25 protein-coding genes are annotated in these 26,020 nt (G+C 60.8%); 13 read left to right on the top strand and 12 right to left on the bottom strand.

Going from position 1 to position 26,020, the window contains the following annotated elements; all coding sequences use genetic code 11:
* Nucleotides 1-142: 142 nt before the first annotated feature.
* Entirely contained in the window at nt 143-1,063 is a 921-nt protein-coding gene (locus ACGJAX_RS16310; RefSeq protein ID WP_390955378.1) for a LysR family transcriptional regulator, read from the bottom strand.
* 231 nt (nt 1,064-1,294) lie between these two features.
* Between ACGJAX_RS16310 and ACGJAX_RS16305 the strand changes: the two genes are divergently transcribed.
* Complete coding sequence (locus tag ACGJAX_RS16305) at nt 1,295-1,711, top strand: helix-turn-helix domain-containing protein (RefSeq protein ID WP_090319185.1); 417 nt, start codon at nt 1,295-1,297, stop codon at nt 1,709-1,711.
* A 107-nt stretch (nt 1,712-1,818) separates the two neighbouring features.
* Here the strand turns inward: ACGJAX_RS16305 and ACGJAX_RS16300 are convergent, their stop codons facing one another.
* Both ACGJAX_RS16300 and ACGJAX_RS16295 read right to left on the bottom strand, forming a co-directional pair.
* Nucleotides 1,819-2,643: an alpha/beta fold hydrolase gene (locus tag ACGJAX_RS16300; RefSeq protein ID WP_390955377.1), complete on the bottom strand. Its 825-nt coding sequence runs from the start codon at nt 2,641-2,643 to the stop codon at nt 1,819-1,821.
* 34 nt (nt 2,644-2,677) lie between these two features.
* Entirely contained in the window at nt 2,678-3,253 is a 576-nt protein-coding gene (locus ACGJAX_RS16295) for a flavodoxin family protein (protein ID WP_090319179.1), read from the bottom strand.
* A 357-nt stretch (nt 3,254-3,610) separates the two neighbouring features.
* Here ACGJAX_RS16295 and ACGJAX_RS16290 point away from each other — a divergent pair, with 357 nt between their 5' ends.
* Nucleotides 3,611-6,415, top strand: a complete 2,805-nt coding sequence (locus ACGJAX_RS16290; RefSeq protein WP_390955376.1) for a winged helix-turn-helix domain-containing protein — start codon at nt 3,611-3,613, stop codon at nt 6,413-6,415.
* Here the strand turns inward: ACGJAX_RS16290 and ACGJAX_RS16285 are convergent.
* Both ACGJAX_RS16285 and ACGJAX_RS16280 read right to left on the bottom strand, forming a co-directional pair.
* On the bottom strand, nt 6,380-7,864 hold the full coding sequence (locus ACGJAX_RS16285; RefSeq protein ID WP_390955375.1) for a winged helix-turn-helix domain-containing protein: 1,485 nt from the start codon (nt 7,862-7,864) through the stop codon (nt 6,380-6,382). The two genes, ACGJAX_RS16290 and ACGJAX_RS16285, sit on opposite strands and share 36 nt — an antisense overlap.
* A gap of 158 nt (nt 7,865-8,022) precedes the next feature.
* Nucleotides 8,023-8,973: a GlxA family transcriptional regulator gene (locus tag ACGJAX_RS16280; protein WP_247254247.1), complete on the bottom strand. Its 951-nt coding sequence runs from the start codon at nt 8,971-8,973 to the stop codon at nt 8,023-8,025.
* A gap of 346 nt (nt 8,974-9,319) precedes the next feature.
* Between ACGJAX_RS16280 and ACGJAX_RS16275 the strand changes: the two genes are divergently transcribed.
* On the top strand, nt 9,320-10,042 hold the full coding sequence (locus ACGJAX_RS16275) for a pirin family protein (RefSeq protein WP_247254246.1): 723 nt from the start codon (nt 9,320-9,322) through the stop codon (nt 10,040-10,042).
* A 42-nt stretch (nt 10,043-10,084) separates the two neighbouring features.
* On the opposite strand, the gene ACGJAX_RS16270 is transcribed toward ACGJAX_RS16275, so the two are convergent.
* Entirely contained in the window at nt 10,085-10,960 is an 876-nt protein-coding gene (locus ACGJAX_RS16270; RefSeq protein WP_090319164.1) for a LysR family transcriptional regulator, read from the bottom strand.
* 111 nt (nt 10,961-11,071) lie between these two features.
* Here ACGJAX_RS16270 and ACGJAX_RS16265 point away from each other — a divergent pair, with 111 nt between their 5' ends.
* The 3 genes from ACGJAX_RS16265 (at nt 11,072) to ACGJAX_RS16255 (ending at nt 14,474) form a co-directional block, all read left to right on the top strand.
* Nucleotides 11,072-12,301: a YbfB/YjiJ family MFS transporter gene (locus tag ACGJAX_RS16265; protein ID WP_390955374.1), complete on the top strand. Its 1,230-nt coding sequence runs from the start codon at nt 11,072-11,074 to the stop codon at nt 12,299-12,301.
* 91 nt (nt 12,302-12,392) lie between these two features.
* Nucleotides 12,393-13,391, top strand: coding sequence for a zinc-binding dehydrogenase (locus ACGJAX_RS16260; RefSeq protein WP_390955373.1), 999 nt, complete (start codon nt 12,393-12,395; stop codon nt 13,389-13,391).
* Between the two features lie 174 nt (nt 13,392-13,565).
* Nucleotides 13,566-14,474 carry an alpha/beta fold hydrolase gene (locus ACGJAX_RS16255; protein WP_390955372.1) on the top strand — a complete coding sequence of 303 codons (909 nt, stop codon included), beginning with the start codon at nt 13,566-13,568 and terminating at the stop codon, nt 14,472-14,474.
* Between the two features lie 60 nt (nt 14,475-14,534).
* Here ACGJAX_RS16255 and ACGJAX_RS16250 read toward each other — a convergent pair whose 3' ends face one another.
* The gene (locus tag ACGJAX_RS16250) at nt 14,535-15,263 is read right to left on the bottom strand and encodes a hypothetical protein (RefSeq protein ID WP_247254243.1); all 729 of its coding nucleotides are present in this window, start codon (nt 15,261-15,263) and stop codon (nt 14,535-14,537) included.
* Nucleotides 15,264-15,531: 268 nt separating this feature from the next.
* On the opposite strand from ACGJAX_RS16250, the gene ACGJAX_RS16245 reads away from it, so the two are divergent.
* The gene (locus tag ACGJAX_RS16245) at nt 15,532-16,410 is read left to right on the top strand and encodes a hypothetical protein (RefSeq protein WP_390955371.1); all 879 of its coding nucleotides are present in this window, start codon (nt 15,532-15,534) and stop codon (nt 16,408-16,410) included.
* Between the two features lie 59 nt (nt 16,411-16,469).
* On the opposite strand, the gene ACGJAX_RS16240 is transcribed toward ACGJAX_RS16245, so the two are convergent.
* Nucleotides 16,470-18,284, bottom strand: coding sequence for an ATP-binding cassette domain-containing protein (locus tag ACGJAX_RS16240; RefSeq protein WP_390955370.1), 1,815 nt, complete (start codon nt 18,282-18,284; stop codon nt 16,470-16,472).
* A complete protein-coding gene (locus tag ACGJAX_RS16235) occupies nt 18,281-19,321 on the bottom strand; it encodes an AraC family transcriptional regulator (RefSeq protein ID WP_090319142.1) in 1,041 nt (346 codons plus the stop codon). Before ACGJAX_RS16235 ends, ACGJAX_RS16240 begins: the two co-directional genes overlap by 4 nt.
* Before the next feature lie 167 nt (nt 19,322-19,488).
* On the opposite strand from ACGJAX_RS16235, the gene ACGJAX_RS16230 reads away from it, so the two are divergent.
* From ACGJAX_RS16230 to ACGJAX_RS16205, 6 genes are all read left to right on the top strand, one after another.
* Nucleotides 19,489-20,340: a 3-hydroxybutyryl-CoA dehydrogenase gene (locus ACGJAX_RS16230; protein WP_390955369.1), complete on the top strand. Its 852-nt coding sequence runs from the start codon at nt 19,489-19,491 to the stop codon at nt 20,338-20,340.
* Nucleotides 20,327-20,986 (top strand): TetR/AcrR family transcriptional regulator, encoded by a 660-nt coding sequence (locus tag ACGJAX_RS16225; RefSeq protein ID WP_390955368.1) that lies wholly within the window; start codon nt 20,327-20,329, stop codon nt 20,984-20,986. Before ACGJAX_RS16230 ends, ACGJAX_RS16225 begins: the two co-directional genes overlap by 14 nt.
* Nucleotides 20,987-21,077: 91 nt before the next feature.
* Entirely contained in the window at nt 21,078-21,491 is a 414-nt protein-coding gene (locus tag ACGJAX_RS16220; RefSeq protein ID WP_390955366.1) for a VOC family protein, read from the top strand.
* Nucleotides 21,492-21,627: 136 nt separating this feature from the next.
* Complete coding sequence (locus tag ACGJAX_RS16215) at nt 21,628-22,056, top strand: hypothetical protein (RefSeq protein WP_247254237.1); 429 nt, start codon at nt 21,628-21,630, stop codon at nt 22,054-22,056.
* A gap of 200 nt (nt 22,057-22,256) precedes the next feature.
* Nucleotides 22,257-22,463: a hypothetical protein gene (locus ACGJAX_RS16210; RefSeq protein WP_090319127.1), complete on the top strand. Its 207-nt coding sequence runs from the start codon at nt 22,257-22,259 to the stop codon at nt 22,461-22,463.
* A 251-nt stretch (nt 22,464-22,714) separates the two neighbouring features.
* On the top strand, nt 22,715-23,050 hold the full coding sequence (locus ACGJAX_RS16205) for a cytochrome c (protein WP_390955365.1): 336 nt from the start codon (nt 22,715-22,717) through the stop codon (nt 23,048-23,050).
* Nucleotides 23,051-23,404: 354 nt separating this feature from the next.
* Here ACGJAX_RS16205 and ACGJAX_RS16200 read toward each other — a convergent pair whose 3' ends face one another.
* Genes ACGJAX_RS16200 through galB form a run of 3 tightly spaced genes read right to left on the bottom strand, consistent with a single transcriptional unit; the run spans nt 23,405 to nt 25,949 of the window.
* Nucleotides 23,405-24,499: a 4-oxalomesaconate tautomerase gene (locus ACGJAX_RS16200; protein WP_390955364.1), complete on the bottom strand. Its 1,095-nt coding sequence runs from the start codon at nt 24,497-24,499 to the stop codon at nt 23,405-23,407.
* A 2-nt stretch (nt 24,500-24,501) separates the two neighbouring features.
* Nucleotides 24,502-25,218 carry a 4-carboxy-4-hydroxy-2-oxoadipate aldolase/oxaloacetate decarboxylase gene (locus ACGJAX_RS16195; RefSeq protein ID WP_390955363.1) on the bottom strand — a complete coding sequence of 239 codons (717 nt, stop codon included), beginning with the start codon at nt 25,216-25,218 and terminating at the stop codon, nt 24,502-24,504.
* Nucleotides 25,215-25,949 (bottom strand): 4-oxalmesaconate hydratase, encoded by a 735-nt coding sequence (gene galB / locus ACGJAX_RS16190; protein ID WP_090319116.1) that lies wholly within the window; start codon nt 25,947-25,949, stop codon nt 25,215-25,217. The genes ACGJAX_RS16195 and galB overlap by 4 nt, the downstream gene beginning before the upstream one ends.
* Nucleotides 25,950-26,020 lie beyond the last annotated feature (71 nt).

The raw sequence follows: 26,020 nt of genomic DNA, 5'->3' as shown, positions 1-26,020 counted from the left end.
AAGGGCGAAACCCTAAGCCGCCGTTACCGCAGCAACGGATATGTACGCGGTCAACAGCACACAGGTCGGCTGTCAGGCCGCCATCGCTGCGATGCGGCGCCCCGACAAGCCAGCGCCTACAGTGGATCAGACGCAACCACGATCAAGCCGGAACCGGCAACGGCACCGACATGAACTGACTGATCCGCGAACGCAACCAGCGCTCCGCCGGATCATTGTCATGCACCCCGCTCCAGGCCATCGACAGTTGCGCCGCGTCGATGGGAAACGGCGGATCTTCGGCCCGCAAGCCACACCCTTCCACCAATGCACAAGCCGCATAGTCCGGCACGGTGGCGATCATTTCGGTGCCGGCGAGCAACGCGCGCAAACCACTGAACTGCGGCACTCCCAACACTACCCGACGGGTACGTCCGAGCTTGGCCAGGTCCAGATCGATGTTGCCGCTCAGGTCCCCGGAAAACGACACCATGGCATGGGGCCGCTCGCAATATTCATCCAGGGTCAGGGTCCCCGGCCGCTTGTCGCCACGCAGCACTTTGCAGGGAATGTCGCGCAGTTTCTTGCGCTTGGCATTGGCCGGCAGGTCCGTGGTGTAGCTCACGCCCACGGAGATTTCCCCCGATGCCAGCAACGCCGGCATCAACAGGTAATTGGCCCGACGCACGACCACGACAATGCCGGGCGCCTCTTCCTGCAACTGGCGCAACAGCGGCGGGAACAAGCCGAACTCGGCATCGTCCGACAGGCCGATACGAAACACATCGCAACTGGTCGTGGGGTCAAATTCCTTGGCCCGGCTGACCGCCCCGGAGATGGTGTCCATCGCCGGTTGCAGCTCCTTGAGAATTGCCAGCGCCCGCGCGGTCGGCTCCATGCCACGGCCATTGCGCAACAACAGCGGATCATCGAACAGGTCGCGCAACCGTCCCAGGGCAGCACTCACCGCTGGCTGCCCCATGAACAGTTTTTCCGCCACGCGGGTGAGGTTTTTTTCGAACATCAAGGCTTCGAAAATCACCAGCAGATTCATGTCTACACGGCGCAGATCGTTGCGGTTCATGGGCACGGTTCCCTTGTGTGTGTGTTGAGCCAGGCGCGAAGGCAATGATTGTCTCTGACTTTACTCAAAACCGCCCGCTTCGCGCAGGAGGAATTAACAACGTTTAACTCGTCAGCCACAGGGCCGCGCCCAAGAATGAAAACCTCTGCGCAGAGCTGTTTTTCTTCCAGAGGGAAGGCACTGGCAAACAAACCGTTTGCCAGTGCCTTCCCACCGACACGGACATTGGACATGGCTCACTCACAGCAAACCCTCGCCCGCGCCCCGCTCAGCGAACCGTGCAACACCAGCAGTGGCGGCCTCAGCCCACAACGCGAACGGCTGGTGAAACAATTGATCCTCGATCGCCTCGGCGACAGCCTGGAAGTCAGCGAACTGGCCCGGGCCTGCGCCCTCTCGCGCAGTCATTTCTCCCGTGCGTTCAAATGCAGCACTGGACATTCGCCCCAGGAATGGATTCGCCAACAGCGCATCGCCCGGGCCAAGCTGTTGATTCAGCATACGGACCTGAGCCTCACGCAAATCAGCCTCGAATGCGGCTTTTGCGATCAGGCGCACTTCTGCCACATGTTCACCCGCAGCGAAGGCATCAATCCATTTGCCTGGCGTTGTCGGGTGGTACGCGCCGTTCACCACCTGTCCCTGTAGGAACCCGACTTGCCGGCGATGGCGATTTCATGATCGCCATCGCCGGCAAGCCGGGTTGCTGCAGGGTTGCTGTATTGCGTTGCAACCCTGCAGTGGTTGACCGGGACTCAGCCCTTCAGAAAGGCCAGCAAATCGGCGTTCAGTTGATCCTTGTGGGTGTCCGTCAAGCCATGGGGCGCGCCGGGGTAGATCTTCAGCGTGGAACCTTTCACCAGACCGGCCGATGCGATGCCCGCCGCTTCGATCGGCACCACCTGATCGGCGTCGCCATGCACCACCAGGGTCGGCACGTCGAACTTCTTCAAATCCTCGGTGAAGTCGGTTTCCGAAAACGCCTTGATGCAGTCGTAGGCGTTCTTGTGGCCGGCGGTCATGCCCTGCATCCAGAACCAGTCGATCATGCCTTGGGATGGCTTGGCATCCGGTTTGTTGAAGCCGAAGAACGGGCCGCTGGCGAGGTCCTTGTAGAGTTGCGAGCGGTCTGCCAGTGAGGCCTGACGAATACCGTCGAACACTTCAATCGGCAGCCCACCGGGGTTGGCCGCCGTCTTGAGCATCAGCGGCGGCACCGAGGAGATCAGACCGGCCTTGGCCACCCGGCCGGTGCCATGACGACCGATGTAGCGCGCCACTTCGCCGCCTCCGGTGGAGAAGCCGAACAGCACGGCGTCGCTCAAATCCAGGTGTTCGATCAGTTGCGCCAGGTCGTCAGCGTAGGTGTCCATGTCGTTGCCGAACCACGGCTGGCTGGAACGGCCATGCCCTCGGCGATCGTGGGCGATGACGCGGTAGCCCCTGGACGCCAGGAAGATCATTTGCGATTCCCAGCTGTCGGCATTCAGCGGCCAACCGTGGCTGAAGACTATCGGCTGACCGGAGCCCCAGTCCTTGTAGTAAATCTCGGTGCCGTCGCGGGTGGTGAACGTGCTCATAAGGCGTGCTCCTTTACGTGGGGGTTGAGGTGAATCAATGGGATGGACGTGCCATGCGCTCGGCCAACCGCGCCACTCGCTCACCCAGGTGGGCGGCGGTGCAGCGGTCTTCAGGGGGCGGCGCCAGGTCGGGGGACTGTTCGACATTCGACTGGGCCATGGCGCCCAGCGAGCTGCCCAGCCGGTTCAGTTGCCCGTCGAACACGCCCGTGCCGGAGCGAGCGGGCAACAGGTCGAGGCCGACCCAGATCATCGAATGCTGGGCGGCGAACACGGCCATCTGCAGCAAGGTGTTGAGTTTGTCGCCGCACAGGCAGCCGGAATTGGTGAAGCCGGCGGCCAGCTTGTCGCGCCACGGCTGCGCCAGGTAGAACGCGGCCGTGGCTTCCATGAAGCCCTTGAAGGCCGCGGAGGCGCTGCCCATGTAGGTCGGGGCGCCGAAAATGATCGCGTCGGCCTGGTGCAAGTGCTCCCAGTACTCGTCGACTTCTTCGACCGCAATCAGCCGGCAGGTGCTGCCCAGGTGCCGCTCCACCCCTTGAGCCACGGCTTCGGCCATGACCCGGGTGTGCCCGTAGCCGCTGTGATAGACCACGACCACCTTGCTCATTGCGGTGTCCTCCAGACAGGCAAAATCCATGTAGGCCTTACCGCAGGCTGCGCTAGATTTTTGCAGCTAAAATCTACGGTTCGCAGTCGACGACAACGCTCACAGGGTGAGAGTTTTGGGTGTAGAGCGGACCCAGGACGAGTTAAACGTTGTTAATTTTTCCTGGCGCGCCAAAAGCCTCGACCGCACCGTTGTCTGCCTCGCGCCCAATCAGCACGGGACCGGACGATGGGCTGGTGAAAACAGCGGTCGATACTGGCACCGTGCAATCACCCAAATCGTGCATTGCGTTCGGGAAATAACCTGATAAACATGTTCGAAAGCCGCGTACTAGACGGATGCAATCAGGAGTGAACGTTGACCCTTTCCCCCGAACAGGCGGTCCAATTCGGACCCTACAGGATCTACCCCGGACAACGCCTGGTGATGGAGGCCGACCGCCCCCTGCGCCTGGGCCGGCGGGCCATGGACATCCTGTTGATCCTGCTGGAGCACGCCGGGAATGTGGTCAGCAAGCAACACCTGATGACTGAGATCTGGCCCGACAGCGTGGTGGAAGAAATCAACCTGCGGGTGCACATGGCCGCCCTGCGCAAGGCGCTGGGCGACGGTCAGGCCGGTCAGCGCTATATCGTCACCGTGGCCCAGCGCGGCTACAGCTTTGTCGCGCCGTTTTCGCTGGAGCATATCGAGCCCGACCGGCCGGGCGAGCCGGTGGATTCGAGCAGCCATAACCTGCCGCTTCGCCGCACCCGCATGATCGGCCGGCAAGCCCTGGTCGACAGTCTGATGACACACCTGCCGCGCCAGCGTTTCATTACCCTGGTCGGCCCCGGCGGGATCGGCAAGACCACCGTGGCCCTGCGGGTCGCCGAACAGTTGATCGGTCGCTACCGGGACGGGATTCGCCTGCTGGACCTGGCGCCGATCAACGATCCGTCAATGATCACAGGTCACCTGGCAACGCTGCTTGAGCTGTCCCTGCATGATGCAGAACCCTTGAACAACCTCGCCACCTTCCTGCGCGAACGCCAGATGCTGCTGGTCATCGACAATTGCGAACACCTGATCGACAGCGTGGCACTGCTGTGTGAAAGCCTGCTGCGTGGCGCGCCGCAACTGCACATCCTGGCCACCAGCCGCGAGTGCCTGCGGGCCGAAGGCGAATTCGTTCAGCGCCTGGACTCCTTGGACTGCCCTCCTCCCATCGCCGTGCTGGACCGCACCCAGGCCCTGACCTTCTCGGCGCTGCAACTGTTCGTCGAACGGGCCATGGCCAGCCATGACAGCTTCGAACTGACCGATGCCGAACTGCCCGTGGTCATCGATATCTGCCGTCGCCTTGATGGCATCCCGCTGGCGCTGGAACTGGCGGCCGCGCAAGTCGCCAGCCTCGGTCTCGACGGGTTGCTCAGGCAACTGCAAGGCAGCTTTCGCTTGCTCACCTCGCACAACCAGAGTCCCCTGGGCCGGCATCAGACCCTGCGTGCCACCCTGGACTGGAGCTTCGACCTGCTCAGTGCCTGCGAACAGACCTGCCTGCGCCGTCTCGGGGTGTTCCGTGGCGGCTTTACCCTGGCGTCGGCCGCGGCGGTGATCGTCGGCGAACAGGTGGATTCGCGCGAGGTATTTGGCTCGATCACGCAACTGGTGGCCAAATCCCTGCTGAATGTGGACGTCGGTGACGAAGAGGTGTTCTACCGCCTGCTCGACACCACGCGCCGCTATGCCCTGGAGAAACTCGAACAAGCCGCCGAATTGACCGCCACCCGCGAACGCCATGCCGAACGCTGCCTGGCCTTGATGCATCAGGCGCAAAACGACTGGGAGCTGATCCCCACCGGCCTGTGGATCGAGCGCTATGCCCGAGGCCTGGAAGACATTCGCTCGGCGCTCGATTGGGGATTGTCGGCCCAGGGACCGCACGCCTTGGCAATCCGCCTGACCGCGACCTCGACGCCTCTGTGGCAGGAGCTGTCGCTGCTCAAGGAGCACGGCGGGTACGTGCGCCGGGCGCTGGCCTTGCTCGATGCCGCGCCCGAGCCCTGCCCGCGCTTGAAGATGTCCCTGAAACTGGCCTTGGGCAGCGCCTGTTATCACGCTCAGGGCGGCACGCCGGAAACCATCGAGGCCTTCGTCAGCGCCCGGGCCCTGGCCAGGCAGTGCAACGATGTGGCCGGGCAACTGCGTGCGGTATCCGGGTACCTGGCAGTCAATCTCAGTTGCGGCAACTATCAAATGGCCCTGGAACAGAGCCAGCAATTCGACCGCCTGGGGCTGAATGGCGATGCGCTGCTGGACCTCAGCACCCATCGCCTGCGAGTGCTGGCCCTGCACTTTGCCGGGGATCAGCAACGGGCACGGGTGAATGCCGAAGAAGTGATCCAGCGCATGGCCCACAGCGGCCATCTCAACCGCTTCACCCATGGTTTTGGCGTGCAATACGACCAGAGCGTTGCCGCCCTGACCATCCTCGCGCGCATCCTCTGGATCCAGGGCCAACCGGAGCAGGCCTGGCGCACCGCCCGACAGGCGCTGGACATTGCGCTGCAAATCAATCACGGCACGTCCATCTGCTACACCCTGGCGCTGTCGGGTTGCCTGATCGCCCACTACAACGGCGACAGCCGCACTGCCTGCGAGCTCCTGCACCTGTTGCTGGAACAGGCGCAAAAACACTCGGTGCATCTGTTCCATTCCTGGGCTCAGCACTATGCACGGGTCATCCATCGTGCCGATGCGCCGGCGTTGTCAGGCCCGGGTGCAGGGTTGATCAAGGAAATCATGGTCACGCTGGACAGCACGTTCATCGACGACGATTTGCTGCAACGCGCCGACACCGGCGCGGCGGGCTGGAGCACGGCGGAGATTCTGCGGGCCCGGGCCGACGCGCTGCTGGCAGCCGATGGTCCGGTGAGCAACGACGCGGCCGAGAGCGTGCTGATCAGGGCACTCAATGTCGCGAAGCACCAGGGGGCCCTGGCCTGGGAATTGCGCAGCGCCACTTCGCTGGCGCGGCTTTGGCAGCGCCAGGGACGCTACCGGCAAGCCCATGAGCTGCTGGCGCCGATCTACCAGCGCTTTACCGAAGGCCATGCCACGCCGGACCTGATCGCTGTTGAGCGTCTACTCGGCGAGTTGCAGGAACACTTGTCGGCCTGATGGCGGGTGTACCTGGGCGATGTAAGTGGCGTAACGCCTTTCGAAGGTGCGCAAGGCGCCACTGAGTTCGAGTTTCTCCAGTGCATAGCGGCGGGTGGTGTTGAGAAAGCGGTAGCGCGTCAGTCCGTTGACCTGTTCGCGCGACAGCAGCGATTTGAGCGCCAGGCCTTCCATCACGTGGCGCAGGTGGGCGGGCAACAAGGTTGCGCAACTGACCACGCCCATCGCCGCTTCCAGGGTGAACGCCGACTTGAACACCGCCAGACGCTGCAGCAAGAGTTGCTCCACGGGGCTGAGCCGCTCATAACTCCAGTCCAGGGCAGCCTTCAATGTCTGGTGACGCGGCACCGCAGTGCGCCGCCCTTGGGTCAGCAGTTGAAAACAGTTGTCCAGCTGGGCTTGCAGCCCCACCAACGCCAGCGCATCAATCTGCGCCGCCGCCAGCTCTATCGCCAGGGGCAAGCCGTCGAGGCGCCGACAGATTTCGCGTACCGCCTTGAGGTCCTGTTCGCGCAGGGCAAAGCCTTGTTGGCGGGCTCGGGCACAGCTGACGAACAGTTGGACCGCCGAATAGCCCATGACCTCGTCGACACTGCCCAGCGCCGATGCTTTCGGAACCAAGAGCGGTGGCAACAGCAAGATTGATTCGCCCGTGGCCAGCAGCGGCTCGCGGCTGGTGGCAAGAATCGACAATCGGGGTGCCGCGATCAGCATTGCTTCGACCAGTGTCCGGCAGCGCTCAAGCAGGTGCTCGCAGTTATCGAGGACCAGCAGTGCATGCCATTGCCCCAGTGCATCAAGGTCGGTGCCGGTCTCCAGCTCCAGGGTGCGCATCAGATGATCGACCACTTGCGCCGGGTCATCGATCAACGCCAGATCCACCCGCCACACCCCGTCACGGTAATGCTCCAGGAGCAATTCGGCGACCCGCACGGCGACGGTGGTCTTGCCGATGCCGCAGGGCCCGACCAGGGTCATAAAGCGTCGTACCGGCAACTGCCGTACCAGACTGCCGACCACTGCATCGCGACCGGTGACCGGTGTCAGGCGCGCAGGCAGATTGTGCTGGGGTTTATGCAGGTTTTCGAAGGCGACGGACACGGCCGCCGCGACCTGTTGCACCGGGGCGACAAAGCTGTAACCGCGCTGGGGAATGTTGACGATGTAGGAGTGACCGTTCTGCCCGTCACGAAAAGCCCGTCGCAGCGCGGCGATGTGCACGCGCAGGTTGATTTCCTCGACCACCGACCTTGGCCAGACCTGAGCGATCAGCTCGTCTTTGCTGACCACCGAGCCGGCGTGTTCGACCAGCACCTGCAATATATCCAGGGCCCGTCCGCCCAGGCGCAACGGCCGATCGCCTTCCACGACCAGGCGCTGATTCAGATGGAACGCGAAGGGGCCGAAGTGCAGCACCGAGTCGCCATTGATATCTCTGAGGCTATTCATACATCTTCACCTACTGGAAACCTGCTCGGCACGCGAGTCCATCCAGGCTCCGTACCTTCCTTGCAATGAGTTCAGAGGTATCTTGGCAGGCCTCGGTGACGGTACAACTGCCACGGGGGGAGCGTCGCGGCCATTACGGTGCGCGCGACGGACACGGGCTAGCTGAACTGCTCACGGTACTGGGTCGGGGTCAGGCCAAGCTTCTCGCTGAACAGAAAACGCATGTGCCGCACGCTGCCAAAGCCACTCTTGAACGCCACGGTCTTGAGCGGCAACTCGCTGGTTTCCAGGAGGTTGCGGGCACAGTCGATGCGGGCGCTTTGCAGAAACTCCATGGGCGTCATGTTGACTTCCCGGGCAAACACCCTGGCGAAATGCCGTGGACTCATGGTGGCCAGGCTGGCCATGCGCTCGATGCTGAAGGCTTCGTCGAGGTGTTCAAGGACATGGTTCTGCACCCGGGTGATGGCTGTTTCATGGGGGGCTACCGCCGCCATCAACGGGCTGAACTGCGCCTGACCGCCCTGGCGTTTCATCACCACCAGCAGCACTTTGGCCACGTCCTGGGCGACTTTCTTGCCATGGTCCTGGGCGACCACCGCCAGCGCCAGGTCGATGCCGGCGGTCACCCCGCCGGAGGTGATGAGGTTACGGTCCTGAACGTAGATCTGGTCAGTCTCGACAGTGGCCCTGGGGAAGCCCTTGATCAGGCGCTCGGTGTAGTGCCAGTGGGTGGTCACGCGATAGCCGTCGAGCAAACCGGCATGGCCCAGCACGAACGCCCCGGTGCAGATCGAGCCATAGGTTCGGGATCGACTGACGTTGCACTTGAGCCACTCGAGCAAGGGTGGATGTTTTTCGTTGTAGGCACCGGGGCCACCCGGCACCAGCAGCAAATCAAAGCCGTCGCAGGCCTGGTCGACAGGCATGTCGGCCTGCACCTTCACGCCGTTGGACGCCCGTAGCGCGCCGGGCTCGGTGCCAAGGGTCGTCAGCACGTAGTGGTCGGCGGGTTTGAGATAGCGATTGGCAATGGAAAACACCTCCATCGGCCCGGCCATGTCGAGCAGGAGAAAGTTGGGGAACAGCACCATTGCCACTGTTTTCATGGGTTCAATATCACTGAGATCAAAACGAAGATGGACCTGCACAACCCTTTGTGGGAGTGAGCTTGCTCGCGAAACGATTTCACATTCAATCGTGAAGGTGACGGTTATACCGCCATCGTCGCAACGCCGCCCGGAGCAAGCCCGCTCCATCCGGGTTCGCGCCCGACATTAAAAAGGTGTGCTGAACATTATGGCCAAATTCACGGCTGACGTCGGTGATAAACTTCGCAAAACTGTCAACCTGAGAGAGACAGTATTTCAATTTCCATCTACTTATTGCATCGATCAATAAACATTAACCTTCTCCTCACTCGGACGAATCAACGTCCCCACAGGAGATTTCATCATGCTGACCCTTCGCAAAGCCTCGGAACGCGGCGCCGCCAATCACGGTTGGTTGAAGTCGTTCCATACCTTCTCCTTCGCCAACTACCGCAACCCGCGGGAACAGGGTTTCTCCGACCTGTTGGTGATCAACGATGACCGCGTGGCGGCCGGCAAGGGCTTCGGCCAGCACCCGCACCGCGACATGGAGATTTTCTCCTATGTGCTCGAAGGCGCGCTGGAACACAAGGACACCCTGGGCACCGGCTCGGTGATCCGCCCCGGCGACGTGCAGTTGATGAGCGCCGGCAGCGGCGTGGCGCACAGTGAATACAATCACTCGGACAGCCGGCCCGTGCACTTTCTGCAAATCTGGATCGTGCCGGAAGTCAGCGGCGCCAAGCCACGCTACCAACAGGAGCACTTCAGCACGCAGAAAAAGCGTGGTCGCTTGCAGCTGATCATCTCCCCCGACGGCGCCAAGGGTTCGTTGAAAGTGCGTCAGGATGCGCGGGTGTACGCAGGACTGATCGATGGCAAGGAAAGTGCGACCCTGGAACTGGCCGCCAACCGCTATGCCTACGTGCACGTGGCTCGGGGCAGTGTCGAACTCAACGGCTTGTCGTTGCAGGAAGGCGATGGCGTGCGGGTTCGCGAGGAACAGCTGTTGACCCTGAGCAACGGCGTGGATGCCGAAGTCCTGGTGTTCGATCTGCGTCCGCAGGAATTGCCGGAAATGCCTTGAACATCACCGGTATGGCCAGGGAGCTTGCTCCCTGGCCACCGTTTATTCCCCCGTCCCTGCAAACCCCGCGACAATCTCATCAATCACCGCCCGTACCCGGGCGGTATGCCGCAAGTCCGCGTGGGTTACCAGCCAGACGTCATAGGGCAGCGGCCGCGTCCGCTCCGGCCAAAGCCGGACCAGCCCGTCCCGCTCCCCCACGTACACCGGAATTTCCCCCACCCCGATTCCCGCAGCGATGGAGCGGCGGACCAACAGACTGGAGCTCAGGCTGGCGACAATCCGCCCACGCCCCAGGGGTTCGCTGACCAGGCTCATGTCTTTGCCGCCCTGCAAGTACGGCTGATACACCACCAGATCATGCCCCTCGAAGGCCGTTCCCGGTTCCGGCACGCCGTGGGCGTCCACATATTCCCGTGAGGCGAACAGGCCCACTGGCCAGCGGGCGATTCGCCGGGCAATCAGGTCGGGGTTATCCGGCCGGATGTTGCGCACGGCGATGTCGGCTTCGCGTTTGGCCAGGCTGAGGAATTGAGTCGAAGCGTCCAGTTGCACCCGTACGTCAGGATGCTGTTGATGCAGACGGGCCACGGCCGGAATCAGAAAGTCGATGGCCAGGGAGTCGGTGGTGGTGACGCGTACCGTACCGGTGAGCCGATCATCGAGGCCCTGGATCCGACGCTCCAGTTCCAGTGCCGAAAGCTCCATTTTCTCCACCGCACGCATGGCCGCCTCACCCACCGCTGTCAGGGCATAGCCTTCTGAGGTGCGCAGGAACAGCGTCGCGCTCAAGGACTTCTCCAGCGCCGTGATCCGCCGCCCTACGGTGGCTTGATCCACCCCCAGCACCCGCGCGGCACCGCGCAGCGTCGATTCGCGGCAGACCGCAAGAAACACCCGTGCGTCATCCCAATTCATGAGGCCTCCAGAGCAATGCATTTATGCATCGTAGTAACGTGAAATCGCAGCATTATTGCATCAAAGAATCCCGTTATGCTGGCTCCAGAGTAAACCTGAAGGACAACCCCCATGACCCGCCTTTCACCTTCCGCCGATGCACCTCGCAGCGCGATCTGGCTGCCGATCTTCGCCGGACTCTGCGCCAGCCTGGTCAGCATCGGTCTGGCGCGTTTTGCCTACACGCCGTTGATCCCCTCGCTGATTCAGGCGCACTGGTTCAGCGCCACCGACGTGGTGTTCCTCGGCGCCGCCAACCTGGTGGGCTACCTGATCGGCGCGCTGATCGGCCACCCACTGGCTCGGCGTACCTCCAACAACACCGCGCTGCGGTTGATGATGCTGGCAGTGACCCTGGCGTTTTTCGCCTGTGCCTTTCCATTGTCGGTGAGCTGGTTTTTCGCCTGGCGCTTGCTGTCCGGCATTGCCGGCGGCGCGATCATGGTGCTGGTGGCGTCCACGGTGCTGCCACATGTACCGGCCTCGCGCAAAGGCCTGGCCAGCGGCGCGATCTTTCTCGGTATCGGCCTGGGTATCGCCGGCTCGGGGACGATCGTTCCGCCACTGCTGAGCCTTGGACTGCAACAAACCTGGCTCGGTCTCGGCTTGCTGGCGCTGATTCTGACCGCTGCCAGCTGGTTTGCCTGGCCGGCCGCCACCCCCCATGACGCAGCAACCGCGCCGCTCAAGACTGCGGCAACGGCGACAAACCCGAGCGTCTACCTGCTATTCGCCCAGTACGCCTTCATGGCCGCCGGGTTGGTGCCGGCCATGGTGTTCCTGGTCGATTACGTGGCCCGCGGGCTCGGTGCCGGGCAACACGTGGGCGCACTGATTTGGGTGATGTACGGCCTGGGGGCGATTGTCGGGCCGGTGAGCTACGGCTTTCTGGCCGACCAACTGGGGGCGAAGTCGGGCATTCGACTGGTGCTGGCGGTGCAAGCGATTGCCGTCGGTCTGCTGTCGATCTCCAGCGCCTTTTGGGCACTGGCCTTGCTGGCGGTGATACTCGGTTCGTTCCCGCCAGGCATCGTGCCACTGGCCCTGGCGCGGGTTCACGAACTGATTCCCGGGCATCACCAGCAGCAGGTCGCCTGGAGTCGCGCCACCGTGTCCTTCGCCACCTTCCAGGCCATCGCCGGTTTTGCCTACTCGGCACTGTTCAACGCCAGTGGCGGTCATCATGCACTGATGTTCGTGATCGCGGCCGGGGCTATTGTTGTTGCATTGCTGTTGGAGCTGGCGGTGCGTTTACTGGGTCAACCGAATGATGGCGGCTGCATCAAACCGAGCGCTGCATGAACAACGCAAAACCCATGTGGGAGCTGGCGAGCTTCACACTGACTCAACACGTCGAACCGAAATTTTTTTGTCATCACAACAGGTATTCATCATGACCCTCCCCCAAACCATGACCCAGATTGAAATCACCCAGCCTGGTGCTCCCGAAGTCCTGCAACCGCGACAGGTGCCCTTGCCTGCCGTGGGCGCTGGTGAAGTGCTGATCCGCGTGCACGCGGCCGGGGTCAATCGCCCCGATGTGATTCAGCGCGCCGGCAAGTACCCGATGAAACCCGGCATGAGCCCGATTCCGGGGTTGGAGGTGGCCGGTGAAGTGGTCGCCATCGGTTCAGGGGTCAATGACTTCATCGTCGGCGACAATGTCTGCGCGCTGACCAACGGTGGCGGGTATGCCCAATATTGCGCGGTCCCGGCCAGCCAGACGCTACCGATTCCCGAGGGCATGGACTGGGTGCAAGCGGCAGCGGTCCCGGAAACCTTCTTCACGGTGTGGGCCAATCTGTTCGACATGGGTGGCGCAAGCAAAGGCCAGCGAGCCCTGATTCACGGTGGCACCAGCGGCATCGGCACCACCGCGCTGATGCTGTGCCGCGAGTTCGGGGTCAAGGCATTCGCCACCGCGGGCAGTGAGGACAAGTGTGCGGCGATCCGTCAATTGGGGGCCGAAGCCATCAACTATCGTGATCAGGACTTCGTCCAGGTCATTCAGGAAAAAACCGCCGGCAAGGGGGTTAATGTCATTCTCGACATCATGGGCGGTTCGTACCTGAACCAGAACATCGCGGCATTGGGCATGGAGGGCCGACTGGTGATGCTCGGCTTTCTCGGTGGTGCTCACGCCAAGGACGTTGACCTGCTGGCGATCATGGGCAAGCGCGCGGTGATCACCGGCTCGCTGTTGCGCGCACGCACCCGGGAAGAAAAAGCCTCGATCGCCGAACAGCTGCGCGAGTACGTCTGGCCCGTGCTGGAAGCTGGTCGTTGCCTGCCGATGATCGACAAGGTTTATGCCCTCACCGAGGCGGCACAGGCCCACACCCGGATGGAAGCTGGCGATCACATCGGCAAGATTGTGTTGCGCGTGGATTGAAAGCAACGCAAATCCCTGTGGGCGCGTGCCTGCTCGCGAAAACGGCCGGCCGTTGACATGGATGTTGAATGTCACGGCCTCATCGCGAGCAAGCTCCCACAAGTCGAATTTCTCCCTGCTGCCGGCACACATCTGTTAAAACGCGGGCTCCATGTCTGTGCGGTAGATCACCCGATGCCCTCTGCCTTTCTCTCCCGCTTGCGCCCACGGTGGCTGTCGCTGCTGTGCATGGCCGCGTTGATCGTCGGCCTGCCGGTCAGTTGCGGGGCGCTCAGGTACAAAGAGCGCGAGCTGCTGTTTCGCATCGAACCGGGCATTGCCGGCTGGTATCGCGGCCTGCCAAAGGACGTCGAGGAATTTGATATCAAGCCCGCCAGCTTCAAGGCCGGGCAGAACCTGCATGCCTGGTGGTGGCCGGCGGCGCGCCGCGATGCGCCGGCGATCCTCTACCTGCACGGCGTGCGCTGGAACCTCACCGGCCAGGCGTTTCGCATCGAGCAATTGCGCGCCATGGGTTACTCGGTGTTGGCTATCGATTACCGGGGGTTCGGCCAGAGCCACGGTGACCTGCCGTCGGAGGCCAGCGTTTACGAAGACGCCCGAGCCGCCTGGGAGCGTTTCACCGCGATGCAACCGGACCCGGGCAAGCGTTTGATCTACGGTCATTCCCTGGGCGGCGCGGTGGCCATCGACCTCGCGGCAGATTTGACTGCGCAAGCGAAACAGCAGCACATTCCGGTACCGGTGCGCGGCCTGGTGATCGAGTCGACCTTCACCTCGCTGGGCGATGCCGTGGCAGAAGTCGCCGACAATAATTTGCCAGTCCACTGGCTGCCCGTGCGCTGGCTGCTGTCGCAAAAGTTCGACTCCATCGACAAGATCGTCGACATCGACATGCCGTTGCTGGTGGTCCATGGCCTGGCCGACCCGTTCATGCCGTCGCGATTCAGCCAGCAGCTGTTCAATGCCGCCAATCAACCCAAGCGTTTGTTGCTGATTCCTGGCGGTACGCACAACAACAGCATGAGCCTGGGGGGTAGCCAGTATCGCCAGGCACTCGACGGCTTGATGAAGGCCAGCTAGGCCGGTCACGCAGCCGGCAAAGCTTTATTCGAACTCGCTTTGCCGGGCTTGATCAACGAATCAGACCTGAATGTGCAGCCCCTGCTTCTTCTCGATCGGTTCCTCTTTGGCTTTTTTATATAGCTGATCCAGCCAGGAGTCCGTTGATCTCAGGTCCAGCGCGCCTTTGTTCAATAACAATCCATAGTCAATCAACCTGTGGAAGTTGGTCAGGTCCAGCGTCACCTTGCCCTCGAACTGTTTTTTATCCAGCTGGACCAGCTCGATCACCGCTTTGGCGTGATTGAAACTCAAGGACTGGAGGTCCTTTCTCTGGTTTAACAGGGTATTCAACGTGTCCTGTTCCCAGGCCGTCAGCATGTTTGGCGGCGCAGTGACTTGCAACTGCCCGTCTTCGGCCACCGTGTAGCCGAATGCTTTGTCCGCCAACTTGGGCCATAGGCTGTGCAGATTTGCTTTGAAGTCGGTGTATATACCGTCAATTGTTTTGAGCGCATCCGCTGCGCGGCATTCTTTTGCCCAAAGGATTGTAAATCTAAAGCTATCAATCCGAGTGTATAGGCCAACGTACCCGGCACCTAAAGGGGACTTTTCAATAAAGTCCTCTACCGCTTCCAAGTCATCCATGGTGAGGCCTGTAACAGCAGGAGCCTGGAGTTTTTCGATGGCCAACCTCACCCTCTCTTCAATCACCGGCTTTTCTACTGAGTCTGGTTGATTTTGCTCAGTGCTTGCCTTCACCCTTTTCGGGCAGGGCATTTGAAAAGATGCAGCGGTATTTATATTCATATCAACTACTCCTCATGGGGATTCCATGTTGCATAACGGCCAGAACGGGAAATGGGTGACCTGATAAACGCGTAGGAAAAATCCGAAAAAGGAGTAGGTATTTTCTATCAGCTCGTTGCTGATCAAGATAAAAGCCTGCTGTAACGCCAGCGATAAATATGTACCGCCTTTTACAAAGAGGAGAACGTTCAAATACAGATGCCTGCTTGGGCACAACTGCTTCAGAACTTTTACTTCTGGCATCTGATTAAATTACGAGAACGCCTTCATGTGGATTACTTGCTTTAAAAATATCGGGGTACGCTCGGTGTTGTTGTTTTGGGGAATGTCCCTGGCGGCCGGCATGGCACCGGCGATGTCTTTTTTGAGCGCCTCGGCTATTCCGGACATCGCCTCTAAAATTCCGGCGGCGACAACGGCACTGCCCGATAAATTGAACACCTTGGAAGACAGTCTGGCTGACGAAACAGATGTGAAGCATTACAGCTTCACGGCGGTTCGGGGGCAAAACGTGTGGATTCATGCAAAAGAGCGCAAAGGTTCACTACTCACTCTGGAATACAATCTCAATGGCACTTGGCTCACTTTTCCTTGGGGAGAACACTTGACGGTATCCGACTTACAACCGAATCAGGAGATTCAGGTTCGCATTTCGAAGACACCCTCCGCCCCTTTCGTGCTGGGCAGCACCTACAAAATTGAATTTGGTTCAGCACCCTATTACGCCGACAGTCGCGTCCGCGGCGACGCCGGTGAGCTGCCGCTCTACTGGGCAACCACCCAGGCCTATAAAATCTTGAACTGGTCGGTCCGATTGGCGGATTCGACAGGGCATTCGCTCGAAGGCGCTACGGCGACTTTGAAATTGAACAAGGGAGCGGGCGAGATCGACTTCCCTCTTATGACGGACAGCACAGGCAGTGCCACGCAAGACATTGAGTTGGGTAGCTGTCATGGCCGTCTTAAATCTGCCCCGTTCTGGACCCGCAGTGGCAAGTATTACTATCAGTGGGACGCTGAATACAACCTGGGGTATTGGCTGATCCAGATTCAAGGAAAAGAAGCTTCAGGGGTGGGAGGCCCTAACGTGCCGAACGTTTCATTCGCGCAGATCTGTTATCAAAGGATGTTGCGTAACCAGGCATGAGAACTCCGAACAATGAAGCAGGTATTTTTAGTTAGCTGTTACTGCAAAACAATGATGACTCAGCGATAACCCCGCGCCTGCAGGTCAAACAACTGCGCATAGCGCCCGCCACCGGCCAGCAGTTGCTCATGATCGCCACGCTCGAGAATCTTCCCCTGATCGAGGACGATGATGTGATCGGCGTTACGCACACTGGAAAAACGGTGGGAAATCAACAAGGTCATGCGGCCCTGGGTGTGCTGGCTGAAATGCTCGAACACCGCGGCTTCCGCCGCCGGATCGAGCGCCGAGGTCGGCTCGTCCAGAATCAGGATGTCGGCATCGCGGCGCATGTACGCGCGGGACAAGGCGATCTTCTGCCACTGCCCGCCGGACAACTCCTGGCCACCGGCAAACCAGCGCCCCAGTTGCGTGGCATAGCCGCGATCCAGGCGCTCGATAAAGGGCGCGGCCATGCCTTCGGCAGCGGCCTCCTGCCAGCGCTGTAGATCGTTGAACGCCAGGGTGTCGCCCACGCCGATGTTCTCGCCGACGGAGAACTGGTAGCGAATGTAATCCTGGAAAATCACGCCAATGCGCCGACGCAATGCGTCTTCCTCCCAGGTCTGCAAATCGCTGCCGTCGAGCAGAATGCGTCCCTGGTCGGGCCGGTATAAACGGGTCAGCAGTTTGATCAGCGTGGTCTTGCCCGAGCCGTTCTCCCCCACCAGCGCCAGGCTGTGGCCGGGGACAAGGTGCAGGTCAATGCCTTCCAGCGCAGCGCGACTGGCGCCCGGGTAACGAAATCCGACATTCTCGAAACGCAAGCCATCGCCGGGCACCGCGCCAACGGTGAGATGCCCTGTATCCGCCACCACCGGTTCGGCCAGGTACTCGTAGAGGCTGGAGAGATAGAGGCCATCTTCGTACAGCCCGCTGATGGCGCTCAGGCTGCTGCTCACCGCCGTCTGCCCCTGCTTGAACAACACCAGGTACATGGTCATCTGCCCGAGGCTGATACTGCCGTGCACCGTGTCGACCACCACCCAGGCATACGCCAGATAAAACGCCCCGGTGCCCAGTAAACCGAGGACGAATCCCCAACCGTCACGGCGCAGGGTCAGGCGCCGGTCTTCGGCGTAGAGACGGGCGAAGGTATCGCGGTAGCGCTGCAACAACAGCGGCGCGAAACCAAACAGTTTGACCTCCTTGATGTAGCCCTCGTGGGAGAGCAGCGTCTCGATGTAGTTCTGTTGCCGGCTCTCTGGCGCACGGCGGGTAAACAGGCGGAAGGCGTCTCCGGAAAAATGCGCCTCGGCAAAAAACACCGGCAATGCCCCCACCACCAACAGCACCAGCGCCCACGGCGAAAAATGCACCAGCAGCACGCCGAAGCTGATCAGCAGGATCAGGTTCTGGATCAACCCCAACGACTTCATCACCAGCGCCAGCGGCCGGGTCGAGGCTTCGCGGCGCACCCGCACCAACTTGTCGTAGAACTCGGAATTCTCGAACTGCACCAGCGACAATGTCTGGGCCTTTTCCAGAATCATCGTGTTGACCTTCTGCCCCAACTGCACACGCAACAGCGACTGCTGGACCGACAGCGCGCGCTGGGTCGCGGACAGCAATGCCAACACACCCGCCTCCATCAACACATAACGCACCACCGGCCACAGCGGCGCACTGCCCTGTTGCGCATGCAACTGCATGGCGAACACCACGGCGTCGACGATGCGCTGCCCCAGCCAGGCCGCCAGTGCCGGAAGAACGCCGGCAATCAGCGTCGCCAGCACCAGGCCGAGAAACAACCCGCGTGAGGTGCCCCAGACCAGCAGCAGGGCACGTTGGGCCTGGTCGAGCAGCGAGGTGAAGCGTTCAAGAACAGGACTCACGCCCCCAGCTCCGCCACCACGTCAGCTCGTTCTCCCTGATACCGCGCCCGATAGCGTCCCGGACTTTCTCCCGTCCATTTCTTGAACGCGCGGTGGAACGCACTGGGTTCCTGAAAGCCCAACTGCTCGGCGATGTCACTGATGCTCGCCCGGCTTTCACGCAATTGCTCGAATGCCACGGCACGCCGTACTTCGTCCTTGATCTCTTGATAGGAACAGCCTTCACGCTCGAGTTTCCGGCGGAAGGTGCTGGGGCTCAAATGCTGCTCGAGGGCGAAGGCCTGCAGGGTCGGCCAATCACTGTAGTGACTGGAGCGCAAGCGCTGATGCACCTGGGACGCCAGGCCATGTTGGTTGCGGAAGCGGATCACCAGCCACTGCGGCGCGGTACGCAGGAACACTTTGAGCGACGCCAGGTCCTGAACCACCGGCAGACGCAGGTAGTGACTGGCGAACTCGATCTCGGTGCGCTCGGCGCCAAAGGTCAGATTGGGTCCCCAGAGCAGGCGGTCGTCGCTCAGTGACAGGCGCGCGTGGCGAAAGTCGGCGCGGTCGATCGGAATGCGCCGGCCACCGAGCCAGCACAGCAGGCTGATCATCAGCACCAGAAAGGTCTCTTCGCCGAAGCGGCTGGCCTCTTCGTTGGCCGAATGGCTGTCGAGGCTGATGACGGCACGCTTGCCGCGCACCGTCAGGGTGCCGCGAAAGTCGCAGAGGAACAGCGCGAAATTGGCCAGGCACTGGCGCATGGCCTTGTGCAGATCGGGCTCCTGAATCAACGCCCGGCAAATCAGAGCGAATGCCCCTGGTGGCATGCCGTGGGCGTCGAGCCCGAAGAACTCATCGTTCAGTTCGCGGATCTGGATCAGCCACAACGCCGCAAATGCATTGGCCGGCACCCGCGCCGTGGGTTGCCCGATCACCGCCGGATCGATGCCCGCCTGTTCGAGCACGGCCTGCACTCGCTGCGCATCGTCGCCCATCCCGTGGAGCATTGCCTGCACGAAGTAGGCGGCCACCGAGTCCTTTTCCCGCATGTGAACGCTTCTCTCCCCATCACCCGAAATGGCAAAAAACACCAGCGCCGTTGAACAGTTTCGGCATAGGACAACCGCCCTGCCAGCTCTAGACTCGCTGCCAATAGTACGCCTTCGGCCGTGACCGCGGCCAAGGTATTGCAAGGTTTGACCGGAAGGACGGCAAGATGAATCTGCAAAACATTGGCGTGATCGGCGCAGGCACCATGGGCAACGGCATTGCGCAAGTCTGCGCCCTGGCCGGTTTCAGCGTGACCTTGATCGATATCTCCGAGAACGCGCTGCAAAAAGCCCTGACGACCGTTGGCAAAAATCTCGACCGGCAGATCGCCAAAGAGACCCTGACGCCCGAGCAAAAACTCGCCGCCCTCGACAAGATCCGCACCAGCACCGATTACGCCAGCCTGCAAGGCGCGCAACTGGTGATCGAAGCGGCTACCGAGAACCTCGACCTGAAACTGCGCGTGCTGCAACAAATCGCGGCCCAGGTCAGCACCGATTGTGTGATCGCTTCCAACACGTCGTCGCTGTCGATCACCCAGCTCGCCGCCAGCGTCAGCCAGCCTGAGCGTTTCATCGGCCTGCACTTCTTCAATCCGGTGCCGGTAATGGGGCTGATCGAAGTGATTCGCGGCCTGCAGACCAGCGACACCACCCACGCCCTGGCACTGGAGATGGCGACCAGGCTTGGCAAAACCGCGATCACCGCCGGCAACCGTCCGGGGTTTGTGGTTAACCGGATTTTGGTGCCGATGATCAACGAAGCCATCCTGGTGCTTCAGGAAGGCCTGGCCAGCGCCGAAGACATCGACGCCGGCATGCGCCTGGGTTGCAACCAGCCCATCGGCCCGTTGGCCCTGGCGGACCTGATCGGCCTGGACACCCTGCTGGCGATCATGGAGGCCTTCTATGATGGCTTCAACGACAGCAAGTACCGCCCGGCGCCACTGCTCAAGGAAATGGTCGCCGCCGGTTACCTGGGACGCAAGACGGGGCGTGGCTTCCATGCCTATGCCTGAGCGTTGCTCGCGTTTCGCCGAATACCGGGACAAGGTGCTGGAGCTGTTTGCCAGTAAAGGTTTCGGTCAGGTCGGCATGCGTGAGCTCGCCACGTGCCTGGGGTTGTCCCCGGGCTCGTTGTATCACCATTACCCGAGCAAACAGCACTTGCTGCTCGATCTGATCGAGGAGTTCTACGAAGAGCTGTTGGCCACCCTCGGGCGCATCGAGAAAAAGGCCCCGAACAAACGCGATCGACTGAACAACCTGATCCGCGCGCACCTGAATCTGCATCGCGACATGCCATGGCATTTCCGTCTGGTCGAGCGCGACAGCGGTTGCCTGAACGAGGAGCAACAGGTTCGGGTTCAGCAACTGCGCGAGCAGTACGAGCGCAGGTTACTGCTGATGCTCGGTGCCCGCTCGCGGTTCAGTGAGTCGGGCCAGTTGGCGGCCGGTCACGCCATTGCTGCGCTGCTCAACAGTGCTCCGACCTGGTTGACCGCTCACACCCTCGATGAGCATGAGCACCACGAGTTGCTCGAAAGCATGGTCAGCGGTGCCATTGAACGTCTGCTGGCGCCACGCCGCGCAAACGAGGCAATAAGCCTGGCCTCCTCTATCGAGAAAACATCTAAAAAAACCCAGGCTCCCACGCCGATTTAGCGCTTTGCTTGCCGGGACAATGCCATCGGAATTTTGCCGTCGAACCCAACGTCCAATCCGATGTGCACCTTCAATGACCGGGAGCCGAACCATGAAAATCAATCCCTACCTCATCTTCAATGGCGACTGCAAAGCCGCATTCACCTTCTACGCCCAAAGCCTGCAGGGCCGAATCGAAGCCATGACGACTTTCGGTGAAACCCCTGTCGGCGAGCAGATGCCCAAAGACCTGCACAACCTGATCATTCACACCCGCCTGCTGGTGGGCGATCAAGTGCTGATGGGCTCGGACACCACGCCCGACCGCCCGGTGGACGACATCAGCGGTTGCTCGATTTCCCTCAACGTCGACAGCATCGCCGAGGCCGAGCGGGTCTTCACTGCACTGTCGGAAGGCGGCAGCGTGCAAATGCCCTTGGACACCACGTTTTGGGCGGCACGTTTTGGCATGCTGGTAGACCGTTTTGGCGTGTCGTGGATGGTCAACTGCGAAAAGGATCAGTGAAAAAGTCCTGCTGATCGGCGATGTTCAAGGCATGAAAAAGCCCAACCTTGAGAGGTTGGGCTTGCTGGCAACTCTCGGGCCGTCTGCTACCGTCAAATAGTCACCCGCATAGCAGCGACCTTTCGGAGGATCCCCTATGCCAGCCCATGACCTGTCATGGTCCACCCGATTGAAACTGTCGCTTCTGGCTGGCGGGCTGACCGCCACCCTGCTGGTTCTCAGCGGGTGCGCAACCGTCGACGCCCAGACGACTGCTTATGTCGGAGTCGAGCATCCTGCGCCAACGCTGCCCAGTGAAGTGGTCGTACTGCGCACCGAGCCGCTGCGTCCGCATGTTCGATTGGGTGAAATATTGATCGACGCCAGCGTCGATCCCGCACCGCCCATCACCCAGGTAGAAGAAAAACTGCGGGATGAGGCAGCCAAGCTCGGTGGCGATGCGGTGGTGGTGGTCTATGACCATATTCAAGCGGTGGGGGCTTATGTCAACGGGCCGCTATGGGCCCGGGATGTAAAGACCATTGAGGGGCGCAAGCTTAAAGGGATCGTCATCAAGTACCGATAGCGTGGTCCTGCGTCGAATGCCCGGGACACAACCTTTCGTCGTAAATGAAAACGCAGCGACCCCCCAAGCCCCATGTCTGGCTTAGGGTTTGCACAGGCCCGACGTAGCGCCCCAGAACGACATAATTCTGACGCGGCTGCGCCTCAACTCAACGCTTAAGGACTCCAGCGATACGCTTGGTCAGTCACCGGAGATGTAACGTGTCTACTCTCAATGAAATCGCAGCGAACCACGCGAGAATGGCCAAGGCAAAGGAGGAAGAGACGACCGCGCTGAGTGAGCGAACGCTTCATGTGGTGGGCAGTATCGAAATCCCGTGCAAAGATGCGCAACAGCATGTCTCGCTGCACCTTATCGCAGGCGTACAGGAGAGCAACCTCGGTCAGGTGGTGGGTTACTCACTCTAACCGCACTTGACAGTGCGCCCCCTGTGGACCTGTCGCCCGCCTGACCGTGAACGTACTTCAACCTGCGCCATACTCAGGCGCTGGCCAAAGGCAGAACAGAGCTGATCGCCTCACCAACTCCCAAAAGCCCGGTCGACGCCGGGCTTTTCTTTTCCTTCACTTTCTCCGCCTGCGCCACCCTCGCCTGCTGCTACGCTCACATAGCGCCCCTGAAGCAGCTAACGTCACTGCCGGGCCGCCAGGAGCCCAAAATGAAAGGCGCATTTGTAACACTCATAGCCCTGCTCACTTGCTCATCGGCAATAGCCTCGACACCCGATGGAGAAATGCTTTTCCAGGAAAACTGCAGTGTCTGTCACGGCGCTCGAGGGATTGGAGGCTCAGCCCCCAGGCTGGCCGGAGATGCCAGTGAATGGAAATCAAAGGTCTTCGAGCGAGCGGTACTGAGCGGGATCGACGACCATGGAAAACCCTTGAAAGCGCCAATGCCGCATTGGGCTGGAACGAGTTTCAAATCTGACAACGGGGCAATGCCCAGCAAGCTTGAAGTTGATGCAATACAAAAGTACCTGCATAAGCAAAAGTAGTGCATCGGGTCAGGCGGGGTGCCATGGGTGCCAGTGCCCTCTCATGAGCAGAAAGTTGAGGAGAAGCCCGGCGCAGCGCCTGGCTTTTCGTTCCCTTGCGTCACACCGCACCAGAAGGATGCATCCAGCCCAATATCGGGCTTTTCCGTATCTGCGACATCCTTTTCACCAATCACTCACACTTCAAGGCGCAGATTATCCCTGCTCCTTAGAAGATTCCCATTTGGTCCGCCCGCATGCGGGCCATTTTTTTGTTCGTTATTTGGCGATGTAGCCTTTCGATAGACATCAAGAGGAGTTCGCCCCGGGCATCAAGGCAGGGACATACCGTTGCACCGCGCGTGTTTTTAAGTGTTATCGCCGAGATGCATCCCGGTCATTCCACAGATTCGTCGGAACACATACGGCTCCATCCAACAACAACCTTGCCGTTCGCATCAGCCCGCAACTGACCAACTGACCATTGTGCAGGCGCAGTTCCACGGTGAACTCGCCCATCGAGTGTTCAACCGAAACCTGCTTTACGTCCCCGTCTTTCACAATGGCCAGACGCATAGCCACACTGCCCTCGATCAAGCAGGCAGCGGCAACACTGACCGCACCGAATACCCCGATGCTGGTATGGCAACGATGAGGGATGAATGTACGGGTGCTGAGCGCCCCACCGGCTTGTGCCGGTGCAATCAGGCACATTTTTGGCACGTTGCGCTGTCTCACATCGCCGAGGTTCATGCGTGGGCCGGCCTGCAGGCGGATCGATTCAAGGCGGCCTTTCAACTCAGTATTGGCATCCAGTTGTGCCGGACTCTCATAGCCGCTCAGAGCGAGGTCTTCGGCCCGGATCAGCACCACTGGCATGCCATTGTCCACGCAAGTGACTTCAACGCCGTCGAACAGATCCACTGCGTTGCCAGTCGGCAACAAAGCACCGCAACTGGAGCCGGCGACATCCTCGAACTCCACGATCAATGACGCACCACCGCCGGGAACTCCGTCGATTCGCGCATCACCGGTATAGCAAACCGCATCATTGGGGGTAGGCACATGCGCAATCGCAATCTGCCCAGTGTTCTCCATGAAGATACGTACCGGGGTCACATCCCCCGTCACATCCACCAGTCCGCGTTCGATGGCGAACGGGCCGACACCGGCGAGGATGTTGCCGCAGTTCTGGCCGTAATCGACTCGCGGCTCCTCCACCAACACCTGGGCGAAGAGGTAATCAACATCAGCTTCGGCACGCGTGGACGGCTTGATGATTGCCACCTTACTGGTCAGCGAGTCGCCGCCACCGATGCCATCGATTTGACGCGCATCTGGCGAGCCCATGACCGCGAGCAAGACGCGATCTCGCAGTGCCGGCTCCTCTGGCAAGTCCTGAGCAAGGAAATAAGCCCCTTTCGACGTCCCACCGCGCATCAACAGGCAGGGAATGCGTGTCTGACTCATGCTCACTCTCCGAGATCGTCAAGGCTGTCGACGTAGCGCAAGCCTTTTTCGGCGAGGCGTGCGCGCATGTTGTAGATGTCCAGCCCCAATTCGCCCTTCGCCAGACGCAAGGCCTTTTGCTCTTCCAGATCGGCACGCGCTCGACTGGCTTCAACAACCTGGGGCACTTCGCCGCGACGCACGATAACCACACCATCGTCATCGGCGACCACCACGTCACCCGGGTTGACCAACTGACCGCCGCATACCAGTGGCAGGTTGACCGAACCAAGGGTCTCCTTGATCGTGCCCTGAGCGCTGATGGCGCGAGACCAAACCGGGAACCCCATCTCGCGCAGTGTGTGGGTATCACGCACGCCGGCATCGATCACCAGGGCGCGCACGCCGTGAGCCTTGAGCGAAGTGGCGAGCAGGTCGCCGAAGTAGCCGTCGGTGCATGGCGAACTGGGGGCGACCACCAGGATATCGCCGGGGCGGCACTGCTCCACCGCCACATGGAACATCCAGTTATCGCCCGGTGCCACCAGCACCGTGACCGCCGAGCCACTGATCACTGTGCCTCTTTGTATGGGTGCGATCGATGACGTCAGCAGGCCTTTTCGCCCCTGAGACTCGTGGACGGTCGCGACACCGAAGCGCCGCAATTCATCGACCAACACCTGCTCGGCCCTGGCGATGTTGCGCACGACAACACCGGTTTTCCCGATCAACTCGCTCATGCCAGATTCTCCGTCACGCGCGGGAAGATGCTCTGGTAGCCCTCGCCATAAATGATGTCGCGGCTGGAGGTGATCCCGACGTTGCGCTTGGCTTGCACACCACGCTGCAGGGCAACGCGCGTGTAGTACTCCCAGAGGTGTTCCTGACCGGCCATGCACTGGATGGCGGCGTACTTTTTGTCCCAGACCGAGGTGATGTCCAGCAACACGTCAGGGCGCCATTCGCATTGCTCGGGCTGGTGAGGTTCAAAGCTGTAGACCGGTGGTGCGCCGACGATTTTCTCGCCCGGTTTGTAGCCTTCGGCCTGGGCGATGATGCGTGCCTCTTGCGTCAGGTTCATGGCCAACGGGTGATCGTAGTTATAGGGATCTTTCAGCGAGTGGCTCAACACGAATTCGGGCTGAACCCGTCGGAACACATCGGCCAGGCGAAACAGGGTTTCCTTGTCGGCACGCATCGGGTAGTCGCCAATATCGAAAAATTCGACACTGGCACCCAGGATATCGGCGGCGGCCTGAGCCTCTTCGCGGCGAGCGCTTTTGACTTTGTCTTCGCTCATCTCGCCCTTACGCCACAGCTTGGCGGACTCACCGCGTTCGCCGAAGGACAGGCAGACGATGTGCACGTTGTAACCCTGTTGTGCATGCAGCGCGATGGCACCACCGGCACGCCAGACGAAATCGGCAGAGTGTGCGCTGACGACCAGCGCGTTTTTTGGTGATTCGATCATTGCGAATGCTCCTTGTGCGTTTCGAAAGAGCATCGCATCGGCCACTACCGACGGAGTAATGCGTTGCAGTG

The organism is Pseudomonas moorei, from assembly GCF_042846945.1.
Classification (GTDB): Bacteria; Pseudomonadota; Gammaproteobacteria; order Pseudomonadales; family Pseudomonadaceae; genus Aquipseudomonas; species Aquipseudomonas moorei.
Note: the sequence above shows the minus strand (reverse complement) of the source record. Positions and strands in the feature narration are given on the sequence as shown.